The sequence below is a fragment of the Hymenobacter coalescens genome, from assembly GCF_054783195.1.
Map to the genome: position 1 here is coordinate 459784 of NZ_BAAGRA010000016.1, position 17939 is coordinate 477722.

Sequence of the window (17939 nt, forward strand, 5' to 3'; positions counted from 1 at the left end):
CATGAACGTACCATTCTTGGCCTTTGGGCCCCAGCATACTCCCTTGCGCGCCGACATGGCCACTGCTTTTGCCCGCGTCTACGACTCGCATTGGTACGTGCTGGGCCAAGAAGTGCAGCAGTTTGAGCAGGAGTACGCGGCTTTCAACCAAGTGACGCAGTGCGTGGGCGTAGCCAACGGCCTCGATGCGCTAGTGCTGGCCTTACGGGCACTGGGTGTTGGCCCCGGCGACGAGGTTATTGTGCCCTCGAACACTTATATCGCGACATGGCTGGCCGTGACGCAGGTTGGCGGCACCATCGTGCCGGTGGAGCCCGATCCGGCCACCAGCAACCTCAATCCCGACTTGATCGAAGCCGCCCTCACCCCGCGTACCCGGGCCATCATGCCCGTGCACCTTTACGGACAGGCCTGCCGCATGACGGAAATCATGGCCCTGGCGGCGAAACACGGGCTGTACGTGGTAGAAGACAATGCCCAGTCGCAGGGCGCGGCCTTCGACGGCGGGCTTACCGGCAGCTTCGGCCACGCAAACGGTACCAGCTTCTATCCCGGCAAAAACCTGGGAGCCTTAGGGGACGCCGGCGCTGTGACCACCACCGATGCGGAGTTGGCTCAGAAAATTCGGGTGCTGCGCAACTACGGCTCGCAGCAGAAATATTACAACGAAGTGGTGGGCTACAACTCCCGCCTTGATGAGCTGCAGGCGGCCCTGCTGCGCGTGAAGCTGCCGCACTTGGCCGAGTGGACCGCCCAGCGCCAGCAGGTGGCTGCCTGGTACGATCAGCACTTGGCCGGCATCGACGGGCTGCGGCTGCCGCACACGGCCCCCGGCGCCACGCACGTGTACCACCTCTACGTGGTGCACCACGCCCGCCGCGACGCGCTGCAGCAGCACCTCACCGCCCAAGGCATCGGTAGCCTGATTCATTACCCGGTGCCGCCGCACCGCCAGCAGGCCTACGCCGCGCTGAACCTGCCTGTGGACGCTTTCCCCATTGCCGAAGAGTTGGCGGCGACCTGCCTGAGCCTGCCCATGTGGCCGGGCATGACCGAGGAGCAGGTCGTGGCCATAGCAGCGGCCATTCGCAGCTTCCGCGCGTAGCGCCGGGTTCGTTTCATTTGCTCTTAGCGTTGCTTTCCATGCCCAAGCTTTCCGTCATCATTCCCTGCTACTTCAACGAGGAAAACATCCCCGTGACGGCGCGCGAGCTGGTCGCCAACGAAGCCAATTTCCCGGCCGAAGTCAGCTTCGAGTACGTGTTCGTCAATGATGGCTCGGGCGACGATACCCTGGGGGCGCTGCGGCGGGCGCAGCAGATGTACCCCGACCGCATCCGCATCGTGGACCTGGCCGGCAACGTGGGTTCGTACAACGCCATCGTGGCCGGCATGGCCCACGCCACCGGCGACTGCATGGCCGTCATCACGGCCGACATGCAGGACCCGCCCGAGCTGATGGCCAAGATGTACGGCTACTGGCAGCAGGGTTTCAAGCTGGTTATCGGCAACCGGCAGGACCGCGAGGAAAAAGGCTTCTCGCAGGTGCTGGCCAAGACCTTTCACTGGCTGATGAAGCACCTGGCGCTGCGCAACATCCCGGACGGGGGCTTCGACTTCGTGTTTTTCGACCGGCACGTGGCGGAAGAGGTGCTCAAACTGCACGAGCGCAACTCCAACGTGTTCTACCTGATGGTGTGGCTGGGCTTTGCCTACGTGAACATTCCGTACGTGCGGCGCAAGCGCGAAATAGGCAAGTCGCGCTGGACGCTCAGCAAAAAGATCAAGCTGCTTATCGACTCACTGCTGGCTTTTTCCTTTGTGCCGGTGCGGGCTATTTCGGCCGTGGGTCTGGTGCTCGGCGCCGTGGCCACGCTGTACGGATTCTACGTCATCCTGCTGAAGCTCATCGGACCGGATGAGCCGGCTGGCTGGACTACGCTGATGGTCGTGGTGCTCTTCGTGTCGGCCTTTCAGATGGTTGCCCTAGGCGTCATCGGCGAGTACGTCTGGCGGGGCCTCGACGCGGCCCGCAAGCGGCCGCTGTACGTGGTAAAAGACGTGTACGAGTCGGGCAACTTGGTCAATAACACCCACCGCGATTTGGTAGAGTAGCGGTTGGGAAGGAGCTGTAATCAGCACGTTAGCAACAAATTATTGGGTTTAATCCGTACGGGGGCAAGCGTAACGAAGCCCTTGGGTGCGTTGCGCTTGCCACCGTACGGATTATTGTTGGGCTTCGGTCTCTGACAGATACTAACGGCGGCGACAGCCTGAGTTGGCAAATTTCGGTGTAGTTTTGCGGGCTCATTCCGGCTTTAGCAGACGTATGGCTGATAGAACTCCCGCCGGCGCATCTTCGGCGCCCATGATTCCCATCTTCAACACTTTCGTGCATCCCTCGGCCCAGCGCCGCGTGTCGGAAGTCCTGACCACCACCTTCCTCAGCGAAGGCAAGCTGGTTAAAGAGTTTGAAACGCGCCTGACGGCCGAGCTGGGAATGGCCAATCCGGCCGCCCTGAACAGCGGCACCAGCGCCCTGCACCTAGCCATGGTGGTGGCCGGCATCGGCCCCGGCGACGAGGTCATCCTCTCGCCGCAAACCTTCATTGCCTCGGCTCTGGTCGTTGTGCAGGAAGGCGCCACGCCGGTGTTTGCCGACATTCAGTACGAAAACGGCAACATCGACCCCTCGACCATTGAGGCGCGCATCACCGAGCGTACCAAGGCCATCATGGCCGTGCACTGGGGCGGCTACCCCTGCGACATGGACGAGATTCACGCCATTGCCCGCAAGCACAACCTCGTGGTCATCGAAGACGCGGCCCATGCCCCCGGTGCCACGTACAAAGGCCGCGCCATCGGTTCGATTTCCGATTACACCTGCTTCTCGTTCCAGGCCATCAAGCACCTGACCACCGGCGACGGCGGCGCCCTGTGCTGCCCGGACCCGAACGTGGCCCGCGAAGTATTCCGCCGCCGCTGGTTCGGCATCGACCGCGCCAACTCGCCCGTGTCCGAAATCGGCGAGCGGGTGTACGACCTGACCGACGTGGGCTACAAGTACCACCTGAGTGACTACGGCGCGGCCCTGGGCCTGGCAAATCTGGAAGACTTCCAGGAACGAATGACCCAGCGCCGGGCGTTGGTGCGCCAATACAACGAGGGCCTGCAGGGCGTAGCCGGCGTGCAGCTGTTCGACCACAAGTCGGACCGCGAAAGCGCCGAGTGGCTGTACGGTTTCCACGTTGAAAACCGCCTGGAGTTCATTCGGGCCATGAAGTCGCGTGGCATTGCCTCTTCGGTGGTGCACGACGGCATTGACAAAAACACCTTGTTCGGCGGCAAGCGCGACGAGCTGGTCAACCAGCGCCGCTTCGACGAAACCCAGATTCACATCCCGCTGCACGACGCGCTGAGCCCGGAGCAGGTGGAGTACATCGTGGGTGCCATCAAACAAGGCTGGTAATACCCCTTTATGAAAGTAGTAGTATTTGGCGCCAATGGCTTTGCCGGGCGCAACGTGGTCGAAGTACTGCGCGAAAACGGCGTGGAGCCTGTGGAGGCTTCGCTGAGCACCGGCTTGGACCTGCGCGACACCGCCCAGGCCACCGCCTTCCTGCAGAAGCACCGCCCCGATTTCATCGTGAACTGCGCCGCCCACGTGGGCAGCCTGAATTACGTGACGGAGCGGGCCGCCACCGTGGTGGCCGACAACACGCGCATGATCCTGGGCATGTACGAGGCCGTGGCCCAGGCCTGCCCGCGCGCCATCGTCATCAACCCCATTGCCAACTGCGCCTACCCGGCCAAGGCCGACCTCTTCCGCGAGGACGAGTGGTGGGACGGGCACTTGCACCGCTCGGTGCTCAGCTACGGCGCCACGCGCCGCCTGTTGTGGGCCGCGGCCGAGTGCTTCCAGATGCAGTACGCCGTGCGCAGCATCAACCTGCTCACGCCCAACATGTATGGCCCGTACGACTCGACCGACCCGAACAAGGCGCACGCGCTGAACGCGCTGATTTCCAAGTTTGTGAAGGCCGAGAAGATCAGCCAGCCCGAGCTGCCCATCTGGGGCACGGGCGTGGCCATCCGCGAGTGGCTGTACGCCAAGGACTTCGCCCGCGTGGTGTGGGAGGTGCTGCTGCGCCCCGACCGCAACGGCCTAGAGCAGGTGCTGAACGTGGCCCAGAACGACGGCCTGAGCGTGAAGCAGCTCGTGGACATCATCCAGAGCAAGTTCGACTACCAGGGCGAAGTGGTGTGGGACCACAGCAAACCCGACGGGGCCCCCAAGAAGGTGATGGACGACACCCGCTTCCGCCAGGTGTTCCCCGACTTCAAGTTCACCGAGTTCGAGGACGGCATTGCCAAGACCATTGCCTACTACGAGTCGGTTTTCCCTTACTAACTGAATGCCCGGCTGAGCGGGTGTGGGGAGCGGCGTAGCCCGCCGCTTCCTGCACCCGCTCAACCGCGCGTATGGCTTTCACTTTACCCTTACTTCCGCGCATGGCTGCTCCTACTCCGCTGGCTTCGGCTCAATATGACCACTCGCTGCTCAAAAGCTGCGGCGAAGACGTATTCATCAGCGCCAACGTCGAAATCCGGCGGCCGCACCTGGTCTCGGTGGGCAGCCACGTGGCCATCGACTCGGGCGTGTACCTGACCACGGCGGCCGAAATCGGCGACTACATTCATCTCTCGCCGTACCTGACCATTATCGGCGGGGCGCAAAGCAAGCTCATCGTAGAAGACTTCGTGACCATCGCCGCCGGCAGCCGCCTGATCTGCGGTTCCGACCGCTTCATGGGCGACGGTTTTACCAGCGTGACGGTACCCGACGAATTCCGCGACACGGTGGACTTCGGCACGATCCGCTGCAGCCGCTTCGCGGGCATCGGTACCAACGTGGTCATCATGCCCAACGTCACGATCGGGGAGGGGAGCGTCATCGGCGCCTGCTCGCTGGTGACCAAGGACACTGAGCCCTGGACGGTGTACGTGGGCGTGCCTGCCCGGCCCATTAAGATTCGTCCGCGCGAGAAGATGCTCGAATACGCCAAGCAACTGGGCTACTAAGCAGCATGGCCGATTACACTTTATCGTACGTGCTGACCACGTACAACAAGCTGCCCTACCTGCAACAGGTGCTGGAGCGCCTGATAGCCGCCCGGCAGCCCGACGAAGAAATCGTGGTGGCCGACGGCGGCAGCAAGGACGGCACGCCCGAGTACCTGCGCGAGCTGTACGAGGCCGGGCAGATCCAGCAGTTCGTGTCGGAACGTGACAAAGGCGAGGCCCACGGCTTCAACAAGTGCATGCTCATGGCCCGGGGCGAGCTGATCAAGCTCGTCACCGACGACGACGCGTTCTGCTACCCGGCCATCCGCGAAGCCAAAAGCTTCATGCTGCAGCACCCGGAAGTAGATGTGCTGTCGGGCAACACCGGCCTGATTCACCTCGAGCACCTGGATCAAGCCACGCTCTACGACGACGTAGCCGACAACTTCAAGCGCTGGCTGGACAGCAAGGCCGTCATCTGGATGATTGGCCTGCCGCTGATTATCCGGCGCAAATCCCTGGCGCTGACGGGGCTGTTTCACACCGGCGTGGTGCAGGTGGATACCGAATTCACGTACCGCATCACCAGCCTGAACGTGAACATTGCCTGGAGCTCGGCCATGCTCAGCACGCGCATCGAGAATCCGCAGAGCAACTTCCGGGTGATGAACCAGGGCAAGGCCGCCAACGCCAGCACCCAGGAGGCCAATCGCATGCGCTTTTACTACGACAAGAGCATCAGCGACAGTTTCCGGGATTACGTGAAGCACAAGTCCGGCTGGATAGACGCGCTGAAAAAGCCCATTCGCCCGGCCAAGCGCATTATCTACGACCTGCTGCGTCTGAAGCAGTACCAGGGCAACCAAGGCATGCCCACCGGCTTCACCGGTGCCGTGCCCGCTGAGCCGGCCGCGAAACTTGCCACCGCGTTTGACGTATGCGACCGTTTCATGGCCGAGTACAACGCCCGCCATCCGACGGAGTTTTTCTTTAAATCCGACCAGCTCACCAAGGTGCTCAGCTAAGCCCTTAGTTCAAAGTTGGCTGAATCACAATAGGTTCCGCTAACGCTTAGTGTATTACCTTTGCGGCCGCAATACCCGCGGCGGGCTGGCACTGCCGGCCACCCGGCAACCATCACGACTCTCCAAACACCCTAGGTTTCCACGAATTGATAGCGGCCGGACAACATGGTCGCCCCAACATCCCCCCTATGAAAGTAGCACTCATCACCGGTATTACGGGTCAAGACGGCGCTTACCTGGCTGAATTCCTGCTGGAAAAAGGCTACGAGGTGCACGGCATCAAGCGCCGCTCTTCGTTGTTCAACACCGACCGCATTGACCATCTCATCACCGACGACGAGGGAAATAAGAATCCGAAGCTCACCAACCACTACGGTGACCTGACGGACTCGACCAACCTGATCCGCATCATTCAGGAAGTGCAGCCCGACGAGATTTACAACCTCGGCGCCATGTCGCACGTGAAGGTGTCCTTCGACACGCCCGAGTACGTGGCCAACGTGGACGGCATCGGCACGCTGCGCATCCTGGAGGCCGTGCGTCTGCTGGGGCTGACCAAGAAAACCAAGATTTACCAGGCTTCGACTTCGGAGCTGTACGGGCTGGTGCAGGAAGTGCCCCAGAAGGAAACCACGCCGTTCTACCCCCGCTCGCCCTACGCCGTAGCCAAAATGTACGGCTACTGGATTACGGTGAACTACCGCGAGGCCTACGGCATGTTTGCCGTCAACGGCATCCTGTTCAACCACGAGTCGCCCCTGCGCGGCGAGACCTTCGTGACCCGCAAAATCACCCGCGGCGTGGCGCAGATCGTGCTGGGTATGCGCAAGAACATTGCCCTCGGCAACCTGAGCGCCAAGCGCGACTGGGGCCACGCCAAAGACTACGTGGAAGCCATGTGGCGCATCCTGCAGCAGGATACCCCGGAGGACTTCGTCATTGCCACCGGCGTGACGACCACCGTGCGCGACTTCGTGAAGATGGCCTTTGCCGAAGTAGGCGTGGAGCTGGAATTCACCGGCGAAGGCGTGGACGAGAAGGGCGTTGTGGTAGCCTGCAACAACCCCGAGTACCAGGTGCCGGTTGGCCAGGTAGTCGTGGAAGTCGACCCGACCTACTTCCGCCCGACGGAAGTGGACCTGCTCATCGGCGACCCCACCAAGTGCAAGCAGAAGCTCGGCTGGGAGCCCAAGTACGACCTGCCGGCCCTGGTGAAGGACATGGTATCGGCCGACGTGGACCTCTTCAAGCGCGACGCTTACCTGCTGAAAGGCGGCCACAAAGTATACTGGCAGCACGAGCAGCACCAATAAGCTGCCGCCGCGGCCTTGGCGGCCGGGCATACCTCCTGTTGAGTTTCCGTTGTCTGCACCCGGCTCCCCAGTCGGGTGCAGATAATGTATAATAACCGTTGCAATGGCAACCCCACCGCGCCCGCGGCCCACTGCTTACCAGCGGGCTAAACGAGTTGTTGACCGTTATTTAGGCGTTGTCGGGCAAGCCGTAAGCTCGCCGCTCACCGCGGAGGAGCACGAGCTGGCGCCCATTCCGACCGATGCCCAATGCCCGGCGCCGGCCAACACCGCCATGGTGCCGGCCGACTTCACCCGCACCTACCACGAGACGTTTGCCGAAGTCACGCCCAACTTCCGGCAGGTAATTCACCGGATTCAGGATGTGAACGTGGCCTGGCACGGCTCGGTGGTGAAAGGCCTGCGCGTGTTCGTGCCCAGCCTGCCGCAGCCGCACATGGAAACGGAGCTGACCGGCTTCTTTCTGCTGCGCCAGCTCAAGCGCCGCCGGGTGCCCGAACTGGAAGCCGGGCCCGTGGGCCTGGCCTACGACAGCTGGTCGGGCAACTACTTTCACTGGATTGCGGAGGTGCTGCCGCGGCTGGCCCTGCTGCGCAAGCTGCAGCCCGACTGCGTGGTGCTACTGCCCGGCCCCAAGCCACCCGAATACATCACGCGTACCGTCAGCGCGCTGGGCTTCGCGCGCACCTTCGTCATCCAGCCCGGTGAGCTGGTGCACGTACGCGACCTGTGGATGCCGGCCCGGCCCGGCCGCCACGGCTTCATGGTGCCTTCGCTCACCAAAGAAGTCCACGACGCGGTCATCGGCAGCCTGCAGGCCCAGCTGGACCCGGCGCGGCGCGCCACCCGGCGCGTGTACGTGTCGCGCAACCGGCAGCAGTGGCGCCACCTCACCAACGAGCCCGAAGTATTAGCCGTGCTCCAGCGCTACGGCTTCGAGACGGTGTACTTCGAGGAAATGAGCTTTGTGGAGCAGGTGCGCACCATGTACGAAACGGCCATTTTCATCGGCATCCACGGGGCCAACATGACCAACGTGCTGTTCATGAACCCCGGCACGCATGCCATTGAGATGCTCAGCGAAACCTACATCAACCCCAGCTACCTGTCGATGGCCAGCAGCATCGGGGTGACGTACTCGGTGGTGCCCTCCAAGCTGGGCTCGCCGCCCAACGTGGAGCACAACTACGCCGACATCACCGCCGATCCGGCCCTGGTGGAGCAGGTCATCCGGCCGCTGTGCCAGCCGCAGTAACATCGATTCACCCTCATTTTGCTTTTTCCGCTGTGTCAGACTACCGCATTTCCTATGTCATCACGACGTACAACAAGCTGCCCTACCTGCGCCAGGTGCTGAAGCGGCTGGTGGCCGCCCGGCAGCCCGACGAAGAAATCGTGGTGGCCGACGGCGGCAGCAAGGACGGCACGCCCGAGTACCTGCGCGAGCTGTACGAGGCCGGGCAGATCCAGCAGTTCGTGTCGGAACGTGACAAAGGCGAGGCCCACGGCTTCAACAAGTGCATGTTCATGGCCAAGGGCGAGCTGATCAAACTCATCACGGACGACGACGCGTTCCATTACCCGTCCATTCGCAAGGCGGCCGACTTCATGCTGCAGCACAAGGAAGTGGACGTGCTGATGGGCTACAACGCCGCCCTGCTGACCGAGGACATGAGCTTTGCCCGGGTCAAGGAAGATCCGGCGCGCGACTACCAGCGCTGGTTTGAGCACAAGGAGCCGTTCTGGATGATCGGGCTGCCGCTGCTGATCCGCCGCTCGGTGCTCCCGCTGACGGGCATGCTCTACACGGGCGTGGTGCTCGTGGACCTGGAATTTATCTACCGCATCACCAGCCTGAACGTGAACATTGCCTGGAGCACCGCCGTGCTCAGCATGCACATCAGCAACCCCAACGGCAACTTCAACCGCATGAGCGTGAAAGCGCGTACGGCGGAGTACAACCGGATTTTCAACTTCTTCATCACCAAGCCGGCCAAGCGCAGCGTCGGGGCGGTGCTCCGCGAGACCATTGAGGCGGCCAAACGCCCGATTCGGCCCGCCAAGCGTGCCTTCTTCGAGCGCATGGGCTGGCAGCAATACCAGGACCCGGAACGTTTCCCGACGGGCTACGAGCCGGTGCCCGGCGAAGACCCGCTGGAGGCCGCCTTCCGCGTCTGCGATGCTTTCCTGGACGCGCATAACGCCTCCCGGGAGGTGAAGTTCATCCACCGCGGCTCCGAAATCAGCAAGGTTTTCTCGCACTAGCGGTTAGTGCTTTACGCTACTCCTTTGAAGCAACGCATTCAGCAGCTGGTGCGCGACAATCTGCAGCCCTTGCTGCGGAAAGGCTCGTTCGCCCAAAATTTTGCCGTTACCCTGTCCGGGTCGGCGGCCGTGACGGCCATTGGCTTTCTGCTGACGCCGGTGATGTCGCGCATCTACCCGCCGGCGGCCTACGGGCAGTTTGCGGTATTCAATTCCCTGGCCAGCAACCTGAGCATGGTGGCCACGCTCACGTACACGGCCGCCTTTCTGCAGCCCAAAACCCAGGAGAAGTTTTTCTCCCTGGTGCAGCTCACCGTGTTGCTGGCCTTCGGCACTTGCCTGCTGCTGGCGGGCGGGCTGCTGGTGGGCGGGCCGGCCGTGCTGGAGTACCTGAAGGTGCAGGCGCTGGGCAGCTGGTTTTACACCTTGCCGGTAATTCTGCTGCTGTTCAACCTGAACAACATCATGAACGGCTGGTACCTGCGCGAAAAGCAGTTCATCAAGCGCACCAGCGTGGACATCACCACCACCCTGGCGGGCCGGGGTTTCACCATCGGCTACGGCTTGTGGGTGGGCGGCGGCGTGGTAGGACTGCTGCTGGGCGAGTTTTTCAACCGCCTGACGAGCACGGTGAGCTTGGTCACGGGCTCCATCCGGCATTCCTTCGGCACGCTCTGGCGCACGTTCTCGTGGCGCGGCGTAAAGGAGGTGGCCTTGGAGTACCGCGAGTTTCCGCTGTATTTCCTGCCCGCCAGCTTCATCAACGTGCTGTCGACGCAACTGCCCATCTTCGCCCTGACCACGGGGTTTGGCTCCACGCCGGTGGGCCTGTATTCGTTTTCGGTGGGCCTGCTCGAAATTCCCATCAACCTGATCGGCAACGCCATCCTGCCGGTGTTCTGGCAGAAAGCCACCGAAACCTACAACACGGAGCCGGAGCGCCTGCCGGGTCTCACGTTGAGCCTGTACAACAAGATGCTGTACCTGGGCCTGATTCCCTTCGGCATCATCACCGTGTACGGCGACATCCTCTTCAAATTCGTGTTTGGGGCGCGCTGGGAAATGGCGGGCGTGTACACCGGCTACCTGGGCTACTACTACGTGTTCAAGCTCATGTCGCAGGCCACGGCGCCCATCTACACGGTGATGAACAAGCAGCGCTACATCCTGCTGAGCAACATTTTCCTGCTCGCGTTTCGCGCCGCGGGGCTGGGCATCGGTTTGCTCAGCCACGACCTGAACCTGGCCCTGCTGCTGTTCGGTTTGGGTAGCTTGCTGGCCACCTTCCTGATCGACCTGCAGATTCTGCACCTGCTTAAGTTGCCGATTTTCCGCATTGCCCTGCGCACCATTGCCATTGTAGGTGCTACGCTGCTGATGCTCAAAGGCATCCGTATGGGGGCCGAGTGGCTGCTGGCTTAAGCTTTCTGTTTCTTCCTCACCGCCGACGCGCATGCCCGCTTCTCCCTTCTTCAGCATCGTTATTCCCACCTACAACCGAGCCGATTTCATCGCGGCCACGCTGCAGTCGGTGCTTGACCAGACCGAGCCTTCGTTTGAAGTATTGGTGGTGGACGACGGCTCGAAGGACAATACCGCCGAGGTGGTGCGCCGTTTCACTACTGATCCGCGCGTGAGCTACTGGGCCAAAACGAACGGCGAACGGGGGGCCGCGCGCAACTACGGTCTGAGCCGTTCGGCCGGAGAGTACGTCATTTTCCTGGATTCGGACGACCTGCTGCACCCGAATCACCTGGCCACGCTGCGCCAGGGCATCGAGGCGTTGAACCGGCCGAACTTTATTGCCACCAAGTACGACTTCGACCGCAACGGCCAGCGCCACCCCAGCGACACGGCCAACCTGCCGGCCGGCCCGCTCGGTTTCGACGACTTTATCCGCGGCAATGCCTTGGCCTGCAACGTGTGCGTGCGCCGTCAGAACCCACGGCTGCACCGCTTCGAGGAAGACCGTCGCTACGCAGCCGTGGAGGATTGGATGTTTATGCTGCAGAACACGCAGCAGGACGCTGTGCAGCTGCTCGACGCGGTGACGGTGACCATGAACGACCACGACCAGCGTTCCATGCGCGCCGACAACCAGGGGCTGATCCGGCGCCTAGATCTGGCGGCCGGCTGGATGCAGCAGCACCTGCAGCTCAGCGAGGAGCAGCGCCGGCGCCTGCTGGGGCGGGTGTATTACCTTTGCGCCATCCACGCCTACGCCGACGGGCACCGTGCCCAGGCCTTGCGCTACACGCGCCAGGCGGCCGTGGGCCTGCCAGCCAAAACCGTGGCCATGCTGCTGCTGCGTACCCTGCTCGGGCCGCGGGTAGTGGGCATGCTCAAAGGGTAAGCCGGCTGGCTAAGCCGGGTATTTGCTTGATTTCCGCGATGCGTATCTTATTTCTGAGCTATTGGGGCCTGAACGACGGGCTGACCACTTCCACTGTGTTTCCCCACCTGCGGCTGCTGCTGGCCCGCCCCGATGTGGCGGCCATCCGCCTGGTGACTATCGAACGAGGGGCGGAAGCGCAGGCGGACCTGCGCCTGCCCGCGGAGTTCAACGACCCGCGCCTGACGTTTGAGCCGCTTCGCTCGCGCCCGGCCGGCAACGTGATTCTCAACAAAATAGAGGACTTCACGCGTTTCCCCAAAGAGCTGGTGGCGCAAGCGCTGGCCTTCAAGCCCGATTTCCTGCTGGCCCGCGGCGCGCCGGCCGGTGCACTGGCTTATCTGGTGTGGCAGCGCACCAAGCTGCCGTTCTACGTGGAGTCCTTCGAGCCCCACGCCGATTACATGCTGGAGTCGGGGGTATGGAAGCGCTACGATCCGCGCTACCTTTTTCAGCGCTACTGGGAAAAGCGGCAGAAGCAGCTGGCCAGCGGCCTGATGCCCGTCGCCGAAAACTACCGGCAGCAACTGATCCGGGAGGGCGTGCCGGCGGCGAAAATCGTGACCGTGCCCTGCTCGGTGGATGCGCCGGCTTTCGCTTACGACCCCGTTGCCCGGCAGCAGGTGCGGCAGCAACTCGGCTTCACCGACCCCGCCGCCGTGGTGGGCATCTACGTCGGCAAGTTTGGCGACATCTACTACGACGAGGAAGCCTTTGCCCTGTTCCGCTCGGCGGCCGACTTTTTCGGGCCGCAGTTTCGCCTCATCGTGCTCACCCCGCAGCCCGAAGACGAAGTGCGCCGCAAGCTGGCTGCCGTGGGGCTGGGGCCGGAGCGCGTGTTTGTGACCAAAGCGCCGCACCACCTGGTGCCGCAGTACCTCTCGGCCGCCGATTTTGCCTTCGCCACCATCCGACCGGCACCCTGCCGCCTGTTTTGCTCGGCCATCAAGGTGGGGGAGTACTGGGCCAGCGGCCTGCCGGTGCTCCTCTCGCCCGGCGTGGGCGATGACAGCGCCATCGTGGAGCAGGAGCAGGGCGGCGCCGTGTTCGACCTGAGCCGGCCCGACAGCGTGCCCGCGGCGCTGGAACGCATGCGCACGTTGCTGGCGCAGCCGGAGCACCGCCGCGCCATCCGGGAATTGGCCCTGCGCTACCGCTCGGTGGCCCGCGCCCGCGAAGCCTACGAGGCCTTTTTTCCGGCGTAGCGCCCGGATTCAGCCATCGGTGGCCGATTCCCGTAGTCCGTCCTTAACTTTGACTCCTGTCTGCCGTCGTCGATGAACAAGGCCGGCAACCCGCGGTTCACCTTTTCGTCCATGACATTATCTAAAAAGCAAGGCCTGGCGCTGATCGTATTCGGGGCGTTTGTCCTGCGGGCCCTGTTCACCGTGTACGGCGCGCCGATTTACTACGGCCTGCCGGCGCCGGCCTGCTATTCCTTCGGCGACGCTACCTCCTACATGTGGGCGGCCGAAAACCTGATCGACCACGGCCGCTACACCTTCGACTACCTGGAGCCCGATGCGACCTTCGGCCGCCTGCCGGGCTACCCGATGTTCTACGGCCTGCACTACCTGATTTTCGGGCCGGGCACCGCCATTTACGCCACGGCCTGGTCGCAGGTAATACTGGATAGCCTGGCCGTGCTGCTGGTGTTCGGCATTGTGCGCCGGCTGGCCCCGGCCTCGGCCGCCGCGCCCTGGATTGGCGCGGCGCTGTACGCCTCGTACCCGTTCATCATCTTCTGGGTGCCGATGGTGTATACCGAGCTGCTGGCCACCGACGTGACGCTGCTCATTTTCTACGCCCTGCTGCGCTATTCCCGCAGCACGGCCGCGGCGCTGGTGCTGGGCCTGCTGGTGGCGGTGGGGTTATTCGTTCGCGAATACCTCGGGCTGTTTCTGCCCATTGCCATGCTGTGGGTGGTGTGGGCGCACGGCGGGCTGCGCCGTGCGGCGGCGTGGCGGGCAGCGGTGCTGGTGGGGGTGGGCTTCGGCCTGCTGTACATCGGCTGGCCGGTGCGCAACTACCTGGTGTCGGGGCGCATCATTCCGCTCAAGCCTAAGACGGCCGGCTACGCCAGCCACAAGGCCGACCTGGACGACTTCCGGAGCTGGGTGCACTGCTGGACCAACGACGAAAATCCGTGGATTGAGCAGGTAGCCAAGGGCACCGGCCCGGTGCCGTTTCCGGCCAAGGTCTTTGCCGACGCCCAGGAAGCGGCTCGCGCCCAGGAGCTGGTCACTATGGCCCGCCGCTGCGGCTCGAGCTTCTACATGCAGCGCGAGGCGACGAACAGCACCATCTACGGTCTGGAGCAGGAAAAAGCCGCGGCCGCGACCGGGGCAGATGCCAACGCTCCGCGCCTTTACACCGAGCAGAAGTCGGCGACGCGCAGCATCTACACGGTGTACCGCGACACGGCTTTCATGATGCACGACCCCACGTACCTGTTCTACCGCAACCACAACTGCAACGAGGCCATCAGCGCCGGCTTTCAGGAGCTGAAAGCCAGCTATGCCCGGCGCAATCCGGCCGATTACTGGCTGGGCGTGCCGGGGAAAAACCTGTTCAAGGCCTTCTTCAAATCGAACACGGCCGGCCAGATTGTGGGGGCCAAGGCCCTGGCCATTCGCGTGCTGTTCGCGTACCGCTCCCTGCTGGTGGTGCTCGGCGTGGTGGGGCTGGTGGTGTTCTGGCGCAACCGCGGCCTCTGGCCGGTGGCTATTTACGCCGGGGCCATGTTCCTCTTCATTTGCTTCGTGATGCGCAACCTGGAGATGCGCTACCTGCTGCAGGCCGACGTGCTGCTGCTGATTCCGGCTACGCTGGTGCTGGCCCGCCTGGCCGATCCACTGCTCGTGCGGCTGGGCGTGCGCCCGCGCCGCGCCGAACCCGCGCCGGCGGTCTAACGCGGCCCGCCGCGCTGCTCTCCTAATCTTCACCTTTTTTGCCTGTTGATTTGTCTTCCGCGCTGCCCTTTATATCCGTCGTGAGCCCCGTGTACCGGGCCGAAAGCATGGTCGATGAGCTGGTGCGCCGCATCAAGGCCAGCCTCGAGCCCATCACCAGCAACTACGAGATTATTCTCGTCGACGACCGGGGCCCCGATAACTCCTGGGGCCGCATCGCGGCGCAGGCGGCGCTGGACCCGCGGGTGCGCGGCGTGCGCCTGAGCCGCAACTTCGGCCAGCACCGCGCCATCACCGCCGGCCTCGACCACAGCCGCGGCGAGTGGGTGGTGGTGATGGACTGCGACCTGCAGGACCAACCGGAAGAAATCCCGGGCCTGCTGGCGTACGCGCAGCAGACGCCGGCCGAAATCGTGTTTGCCCGCCGCGCCGAGCGCCAGGATACCTTCTTCAAGCGTTTTTTCTCGCGGGCCTTCTACGGCGTGCTCTCCTACCTGACCGACACCAAGCAGGACCCGGCTATTGCCAACTTCGGCATCTACCACCGCAAGGCCATCGACGCGGTGATTTCCCTGCGCGAGAGCATCCGCTACTTCCCCACCATGGTGCGCTGGGTGGGCTTTCGCACCGGCGCCGTAAACGTGGTGCACGCCGAGCGGGCCGAGGGCACGAGTAGCTACAACTTTCGCCGCCTCGTCAACCTGGCCCTCGACATCATCCTGGCCTACTCCGACAAGCCCCTGCGCCTGACCGTGAAGCTGGGACTGCTCGTGTCGGCCGCCTCATTTCTGATGGTGCTGGTCACCTTCGTGCGCTTCCTGACGGGCAACATTCTCGTGCTTGGCTACACCAGCCTGATCATCTCCATCTGGTTTTTCTCCGGCCTGTTGCTCTCCGTGCTCGGCATGGTGGGGCTTTACATCGGCAAAACCTTCGAGCAAGTGAAAAGCCGCCCGATTTATTTGGTCGACCAGGACACGGCCGCCCCGACTACGCTATGAGCACTGCCGCCCCCAACACCGTGCTGCCCCTGCCCTGGGACACCGACTACATGGGCTACGGCGTGGGCCGCCTGACGGCCGCGCAGCTGACGGCCGCCGCGCTGCAGGAGCAAGTGGCAGCGGCCCGGCAGGCCGGCCTGCGCCTGCTCTACTTCGTGGCCGACCCCGACGACGCGCTCAGCAACGCCAGCGCCCGCGAAGCCGGCGCCTGGCTGGCCGACCGAAAAGTGACCTTCGGCATGCCCGTAGCCGGCGAAGAAAGCCAGCAGCCGGTGCCCGCCGCCATCCACGATACCACTACCTGGACGCCTCAACTCGAGAGTCTGGCCCTGCAAAGCGGCGAGTATTCCCGCTTCCGCCTCGACCCGAACTTCGCCCCGGAGGTGTTCACCGGCCTCTACGGCCTGTGGCTGCGCAATTCCCTCTCGCACCAGATAGCCCGCGAAGTGCTGGTCTTCGACGGGGTGGGGGAGGGCAGCCCGGAGGTGGCGGCGCTGGGCCTGCTCACGCTGGGCGTGAAGAACGGCCGCGCCGACATCGGCCTGCTGGCCGTCGACACGTCGGCCCGCGGGCAGCGCATCGGGCAGCAGCTGGTGGCCGCCGCCCGGCAGCGCACCGCCGCCTGGGGCCTCGCGGAGCTGCAGGTGGTCACGCAGCTCGACAACGAGCCGGCCTGCGGCTTCTACCAGCGCTGCGGCTTCGCGGCGTGGCAGGTGGAGCACATCTACCACCTCTGGCTCTGATAACCGGCACGTTGGCCGGTGGCTGGAAGGTGCTTACCTTTGCGGCCGCGTTACGTTTCCCCGTTTGGTCTTTTCGATGAGTAACCCTTCCACCATCCCTTTCAATAAGCCCTACCTCTCCGGCGGGGAAACCAGCTACATCGAAGAGGCCGTGCGCTCGGGCAAGATTTCCGGCGACGGCCTGTTTACCAAGCGCTGCCACGCCTTCTTCGAGCAGAAATTCGGCTTCCACAAGGTATTGCTGACCACCAGCTGCACCGACGCGCTGGAAATGGCCGCCATCCTGCTCGACCTGCAGCCCGGCGACGAGGTCATCGTGCCGTCCTACACGTTCGTGTCGACGCCCAACGCCTTCGTGCTGCGCGGCGCCAAAATCGTGTTTGCCGACAGCACCGCGCTGAATCCCAACATCGACGCGGCCTCCCTGGAAAGCCTGGTGACGCCCCGCACCCGCGCCATCGTGCCGGTGCACTACGCCGGCATTGCCTGCGACATGGACGCCATCCGCGCCGTGGCCGACAAGCACAACCTCTTCGTGGTGGAAGACGCGGCCCAGGCCATCGATTCTTACTACAAAGGCAAGCCCCTGGGCAGCCTGGGCGAGCTGGCGGCCTTCTCCTTCCACGAAACCAAGAACATCATCTCGGGCGAGGGCGGCATGCTGGCCATCAACGACCCGCGCTTCGCGCAGCGCGCCGAAATCATCCGCGAAAAGGGCACCAACCGCTCCTCGTTCTTCCGCGGCGAGGTGGACAAGTACGGCTGGGTCGACATGGGTTCTTCCTTCCTGCCCTCCGACATCATTGCAGCCTTCCTTTGGGCCCAGATCGAGCACATGGACGCCATTCAGGCCCGCCGCAAGGACGTGTGGCAGCGCTACGAGCAGGCGCTGAGCCCGCTCAAGCAGCAGGGCGTGGGCCTGCCGGTCATCCCGGACTACGCTACCAACAACGCGCACATGTTCTACCTCGTGTGCCAGAGCCTGGAGGAGCGCACCGGCCTGATCGACCACCTGCGCCAGCAGCAGATCCTGCCCGTGTTCCACTACCTCTCGCTGCACAAGAGCCCGTTCTACGCCGATAAGCACGACGGCCGCGAGCTGCCCTGGGCCGACCACTACACCGACTGCTTGGTGCGCCTGCCGCTCTACTACGAGCTCAGCCACGAGCAGCAGGAGCGCGTGACGGAGGCCATTCTCAACTTCTACCAATCCCGATAAGCAAG

General features: G+C 63.4%; 16 protein-coding genes. All 16 read left to right on the forward strand.

Annotated elements, in window-relative coordinates; genetic code table 11:
* The first annotated feature begins 1 nt into the window (after window position 1).
* The 16 genes from ACYVKQ_RS13365 to rffA all read left to right on the forward strand — a co-directional run bounded on the left by ACYVKQ_RS13365 (window position 2) and on the right by rffA (window position 17934).
* Complete coding sequence (locus ACYVKQ_RS13365) at window positions 2-1105, forward strand: DegT/DnrJ/EryC1/StrS family aminotransferase (protein ID WP_460675843.1); 1104 nt, start codon at window positions 2-4, stop codon at window positions 1103-1105.
* A 38-nt stretch (window positions 1106-1143) separates the two neighbouring features.
* Entirely contained in the window at window positions 1144-2115 is a 972-nt protein-coding gene (locus ACYVKQ_RS13370) for a glycosyltransferase family 2 protein (RefSeq protein WP_460675844.1), read from the forward strand.
* Window positions 2116-2329: 214 nt separating this feature from the next.
* Window positions 2330-3469, forward strand: coding sequence for a DegT/DnrJ/EryC1/StrS family aminotransferase (locus ACYVKQ_RS13375; RefSeq protein WP_460675845.1), 1140 nt, complete (start codon window positions 2330-2332; stop codon window positions 3467-3469).
* Window positions 3470-3478: 9 nt separating this feature from the next.
* Complete coding sequence (locus ACYVKQ_RS13380; RefSeq protein ID WP_460675846.1) at window positions 3479-4411, forward strand: NAD-dependent epimerase/dehydratase family protein; 933 nt, start codon at window positions 3479-3481, stop codon at window positions 4409-4411.
* Window positions 4412-4512: 101 nt separating this feature from the next.
* Complete coding sequence (locus ACYVKQ_RS13385; protein ID WP_460675847.1) at window positions 4513-5082, forward strand: acyltransferase; 570 nt, start codon at window positions 4513-4515, stop codon at window positions 5080-5082.
* Window positions 5083-5087: 5 nt separating this feature from the next.
* Window positions 5088-6089 carry a glycosyltransferase family A protein gene (locus ACYVKQ_RS13390; protein WP_460675848.1) on the forward strand — a complete coding sequence of 334 codons (1002 nt, stop codon included), beginning with the start codon at window positions 5088-5090 and terminating at the stop codon, window positions 6087-6089.
* Window positions 6090-6277: 188 nt separating this feature from the next.
* Window positions 6278-7402 carry a GDP-mannose 4,6-dehydratase gene (gmd, locus tag ACYVKQ_RS13395; RefSeq protein WP_460675849.1) on the forward strand — a complete coding sequence of 375 codons (1125 nt, stop codon included), beginning with the start codon at window positions 6278-6280 and terminating at the stop codon, window positions 7400-7402.
* A 103-nt stretch (window positions 7403-7505) separates the two neighbouring features.
* Entirely contained in the window at window positions 7506-8657 is a 1152-nt protein-coding gene (locus tag ACYVKQ_RS13400; RefSeq protein ID WP_460675850.1) for a glycosyltransferase family 61 protein, read from the forward strand.
* Window positions 8658-8689: 32 nt separating this feature from the next.
* Window positions 8690-9667: a glycosyltransferase family A protein gene (locus tag ACYVKQ_RS13405; RefSeq protein ID WP_460675851.1), complete on the forward strand. Its 978-nt coding sequence runs from the start codon at window positions 8690-8692 to the stop codon at window positions 9665-9667.
* Between the two features lie 24 nt (window positions 9668-9691).
* Complete coding sequence (locus ACYVKQ_RS13410; RefSeq protein WP_460675852.1) at window positions 9692-11089, forward strand: lipopolysaccharide biosynthesis protein; 1398 nt, start codon at window positions 9692-9694, stop codon at window positions 11087-11089.
* 31 nt (window positions 11090-11120) lie between these two features.
* On the forward strand, window positions 11121-12020 hold the full coding sequence (locus ACYVKQ_RS13415) for a glycosyltransferase family 2 protein (RefSeq protein ID WP_460675853.1): 900 nt from the start codon (window positions 11121-11123) through the stop codon (window positions 12018-12020).
* A 38-nt stretch (window positions 12021-12058) separates the two neighbouring features.
* Window positions 12059-13264 (forward strand): glycosyltransferase, encoded by a 1206-nt coding sequence (locus tag ACYVKQ_RS13420; RefSeq protein WP_460675854.1) that lies wholly within the window; start codon window positions 12059-12061, stop codon window positions 13262-13264.
* Window positions 13265-13375: 111 nt separating this feature from the next.
* Window positions 13376-14971, forward strand: coding sequence for an ArnT family glycosyltransferase (locus tag ACYVKQ_RS13425; protein ID WP_460675855.1), 1596 nt, complete (start codon window positions 13376-13378; stop codon window positions 14969-14971).
* 50 nt (window positions 14972-15021) lie between these two features.
* The gene (locus ACYVKQ_RS13430) at window positions 15022-15972 is read left to right on the forward strand and encodes a glycosyltransferase family 2 protein (RefSeq protein WP_460675856.1); all 951 of its coding nucleotides are present in this window, start codon (window positions 15022-15024) and stop codon (window positions 15970-15972) included.
* Complete coding sequence (locus ACYVKQ_RS13435; protein WP_460675857.1) at window positions 15969-16715, forward strand: GNAT family N-acetyltransferase; 747 nt, start codon at window positions 15969-15971, stop codon at window positions 16713-16715. The genes ACYVKQ_RS13430 and ACYVKQ_RS13435 overlap by 4 nt, the downstream gene beginning before the upstream one ends.
* Window positions 16716-16791: 76 nt before the next feature.
* Window positions 16792-17934, forward strand: a complete 1143-nt coding sequence (gene rffA, locus ACYVKQ_RS13440; protein WP_460675858.1) for a dTDP-4-amino-4,6-dideoxygalactose transaminase — start codon at window positions 16792-16794, stop codon at window positions 17932-17934.
* Window positions 17935-17939 lie beyond the last annotated feature (5 nt).

Bases quoted from the DNA above. Each gene is read 5' to 3' on its own strand.
- ACYVKQ_RS13365 (WP_460675843.1), top strand. From the start codon at position 2: ATGAACGTACCATTCTTGGCCTTTGGGCCCCAGCATACTCCCTTGCGC.
- ACYVKQ_RS13370 (WP_460675844.1), top strand. From the start codon at position 1,144: ATGCCCAAGCTTTCCGTCATCATTCCCTGCTACTTCAACGAGGAAAAC.
- ACYVKQ_RS13375 (WP_460675845.1), top strand. From the start codon at position 2,330: ATGGCTGATAGAACTCCCGCCGGCGCATCTTCGGCGCCCATGATTCCC.
- ACYVKQ_RS13380 (WP_460675846.1), top strand. From the start codon at position 3,479: ATGAAAGTAGTAGTATTTGGCGCCAATGGCTTTGCCGGGCGCAACGTG.
- ACYVKQ_RS13385 (WP_460675847.1), top strand. From the start codon at position 4,513: ATGGCTGCTCCTACTCCGCTGGCTTCGGCTCAATATGACCACTCGCTG.
- ACYVKQ_RS13390 (WP_460675848.1), top strand. From the start codon at position 5,088: ATGGCCGATTACACTTTATCGTACGTGCTGACCACGTACAACAAGCTG.
- gmd (WP_460675849.1), top strand. From the start codon at position 6,278: ATGAAAGTAGCACTCATCACCGGTATTACGGGTCAAGACGGCGCTTAC.
- ACYVKQ_RS13400 (WP_460675850.1), top strand. From the start codon at position 7,506: ATGGCAACCCCACCGCGCCCGCGGCCCACTGCTTACCAGCGGGCTAAA.
- ACYVKQ_RS13415 (WP_460675853.1), top strand. From the start codon at position 11,121: ATGCCCGCTTCTCCCTTCTTCAGCATCGTTATTCCCACCTACAACCGA.
- ACYVKQ_RS13420 (WP_460675854.1), top strand. From the start codon at position 12,059: ATGCGTATCTTATTTCTGAGCTATTGGGGCCTGAACGACGGGCTGACC.
- ACYVKQ_RS13425 (WP_460675855.1), top strand. From the start codon at position 13,376: ATGACATTATCTAAAAAGCAAGGCCTGGCGCTGATCGTATTCGGGGCG.
- ACYVKQ_RS13435 (WP_460675857.1), top strand. From the start codon at position 15,969: ATGAGCACTGCCGCCCCCAACACCGTGCTGCCCCTGCCCTGGGACACC.
- rffA (WP_460675858.1), top strand. From the start codon at position 16,792: ATGAGTAACCCTTCCACCATCCCTTTCAATAAGCCCTACCTCTCCGGC.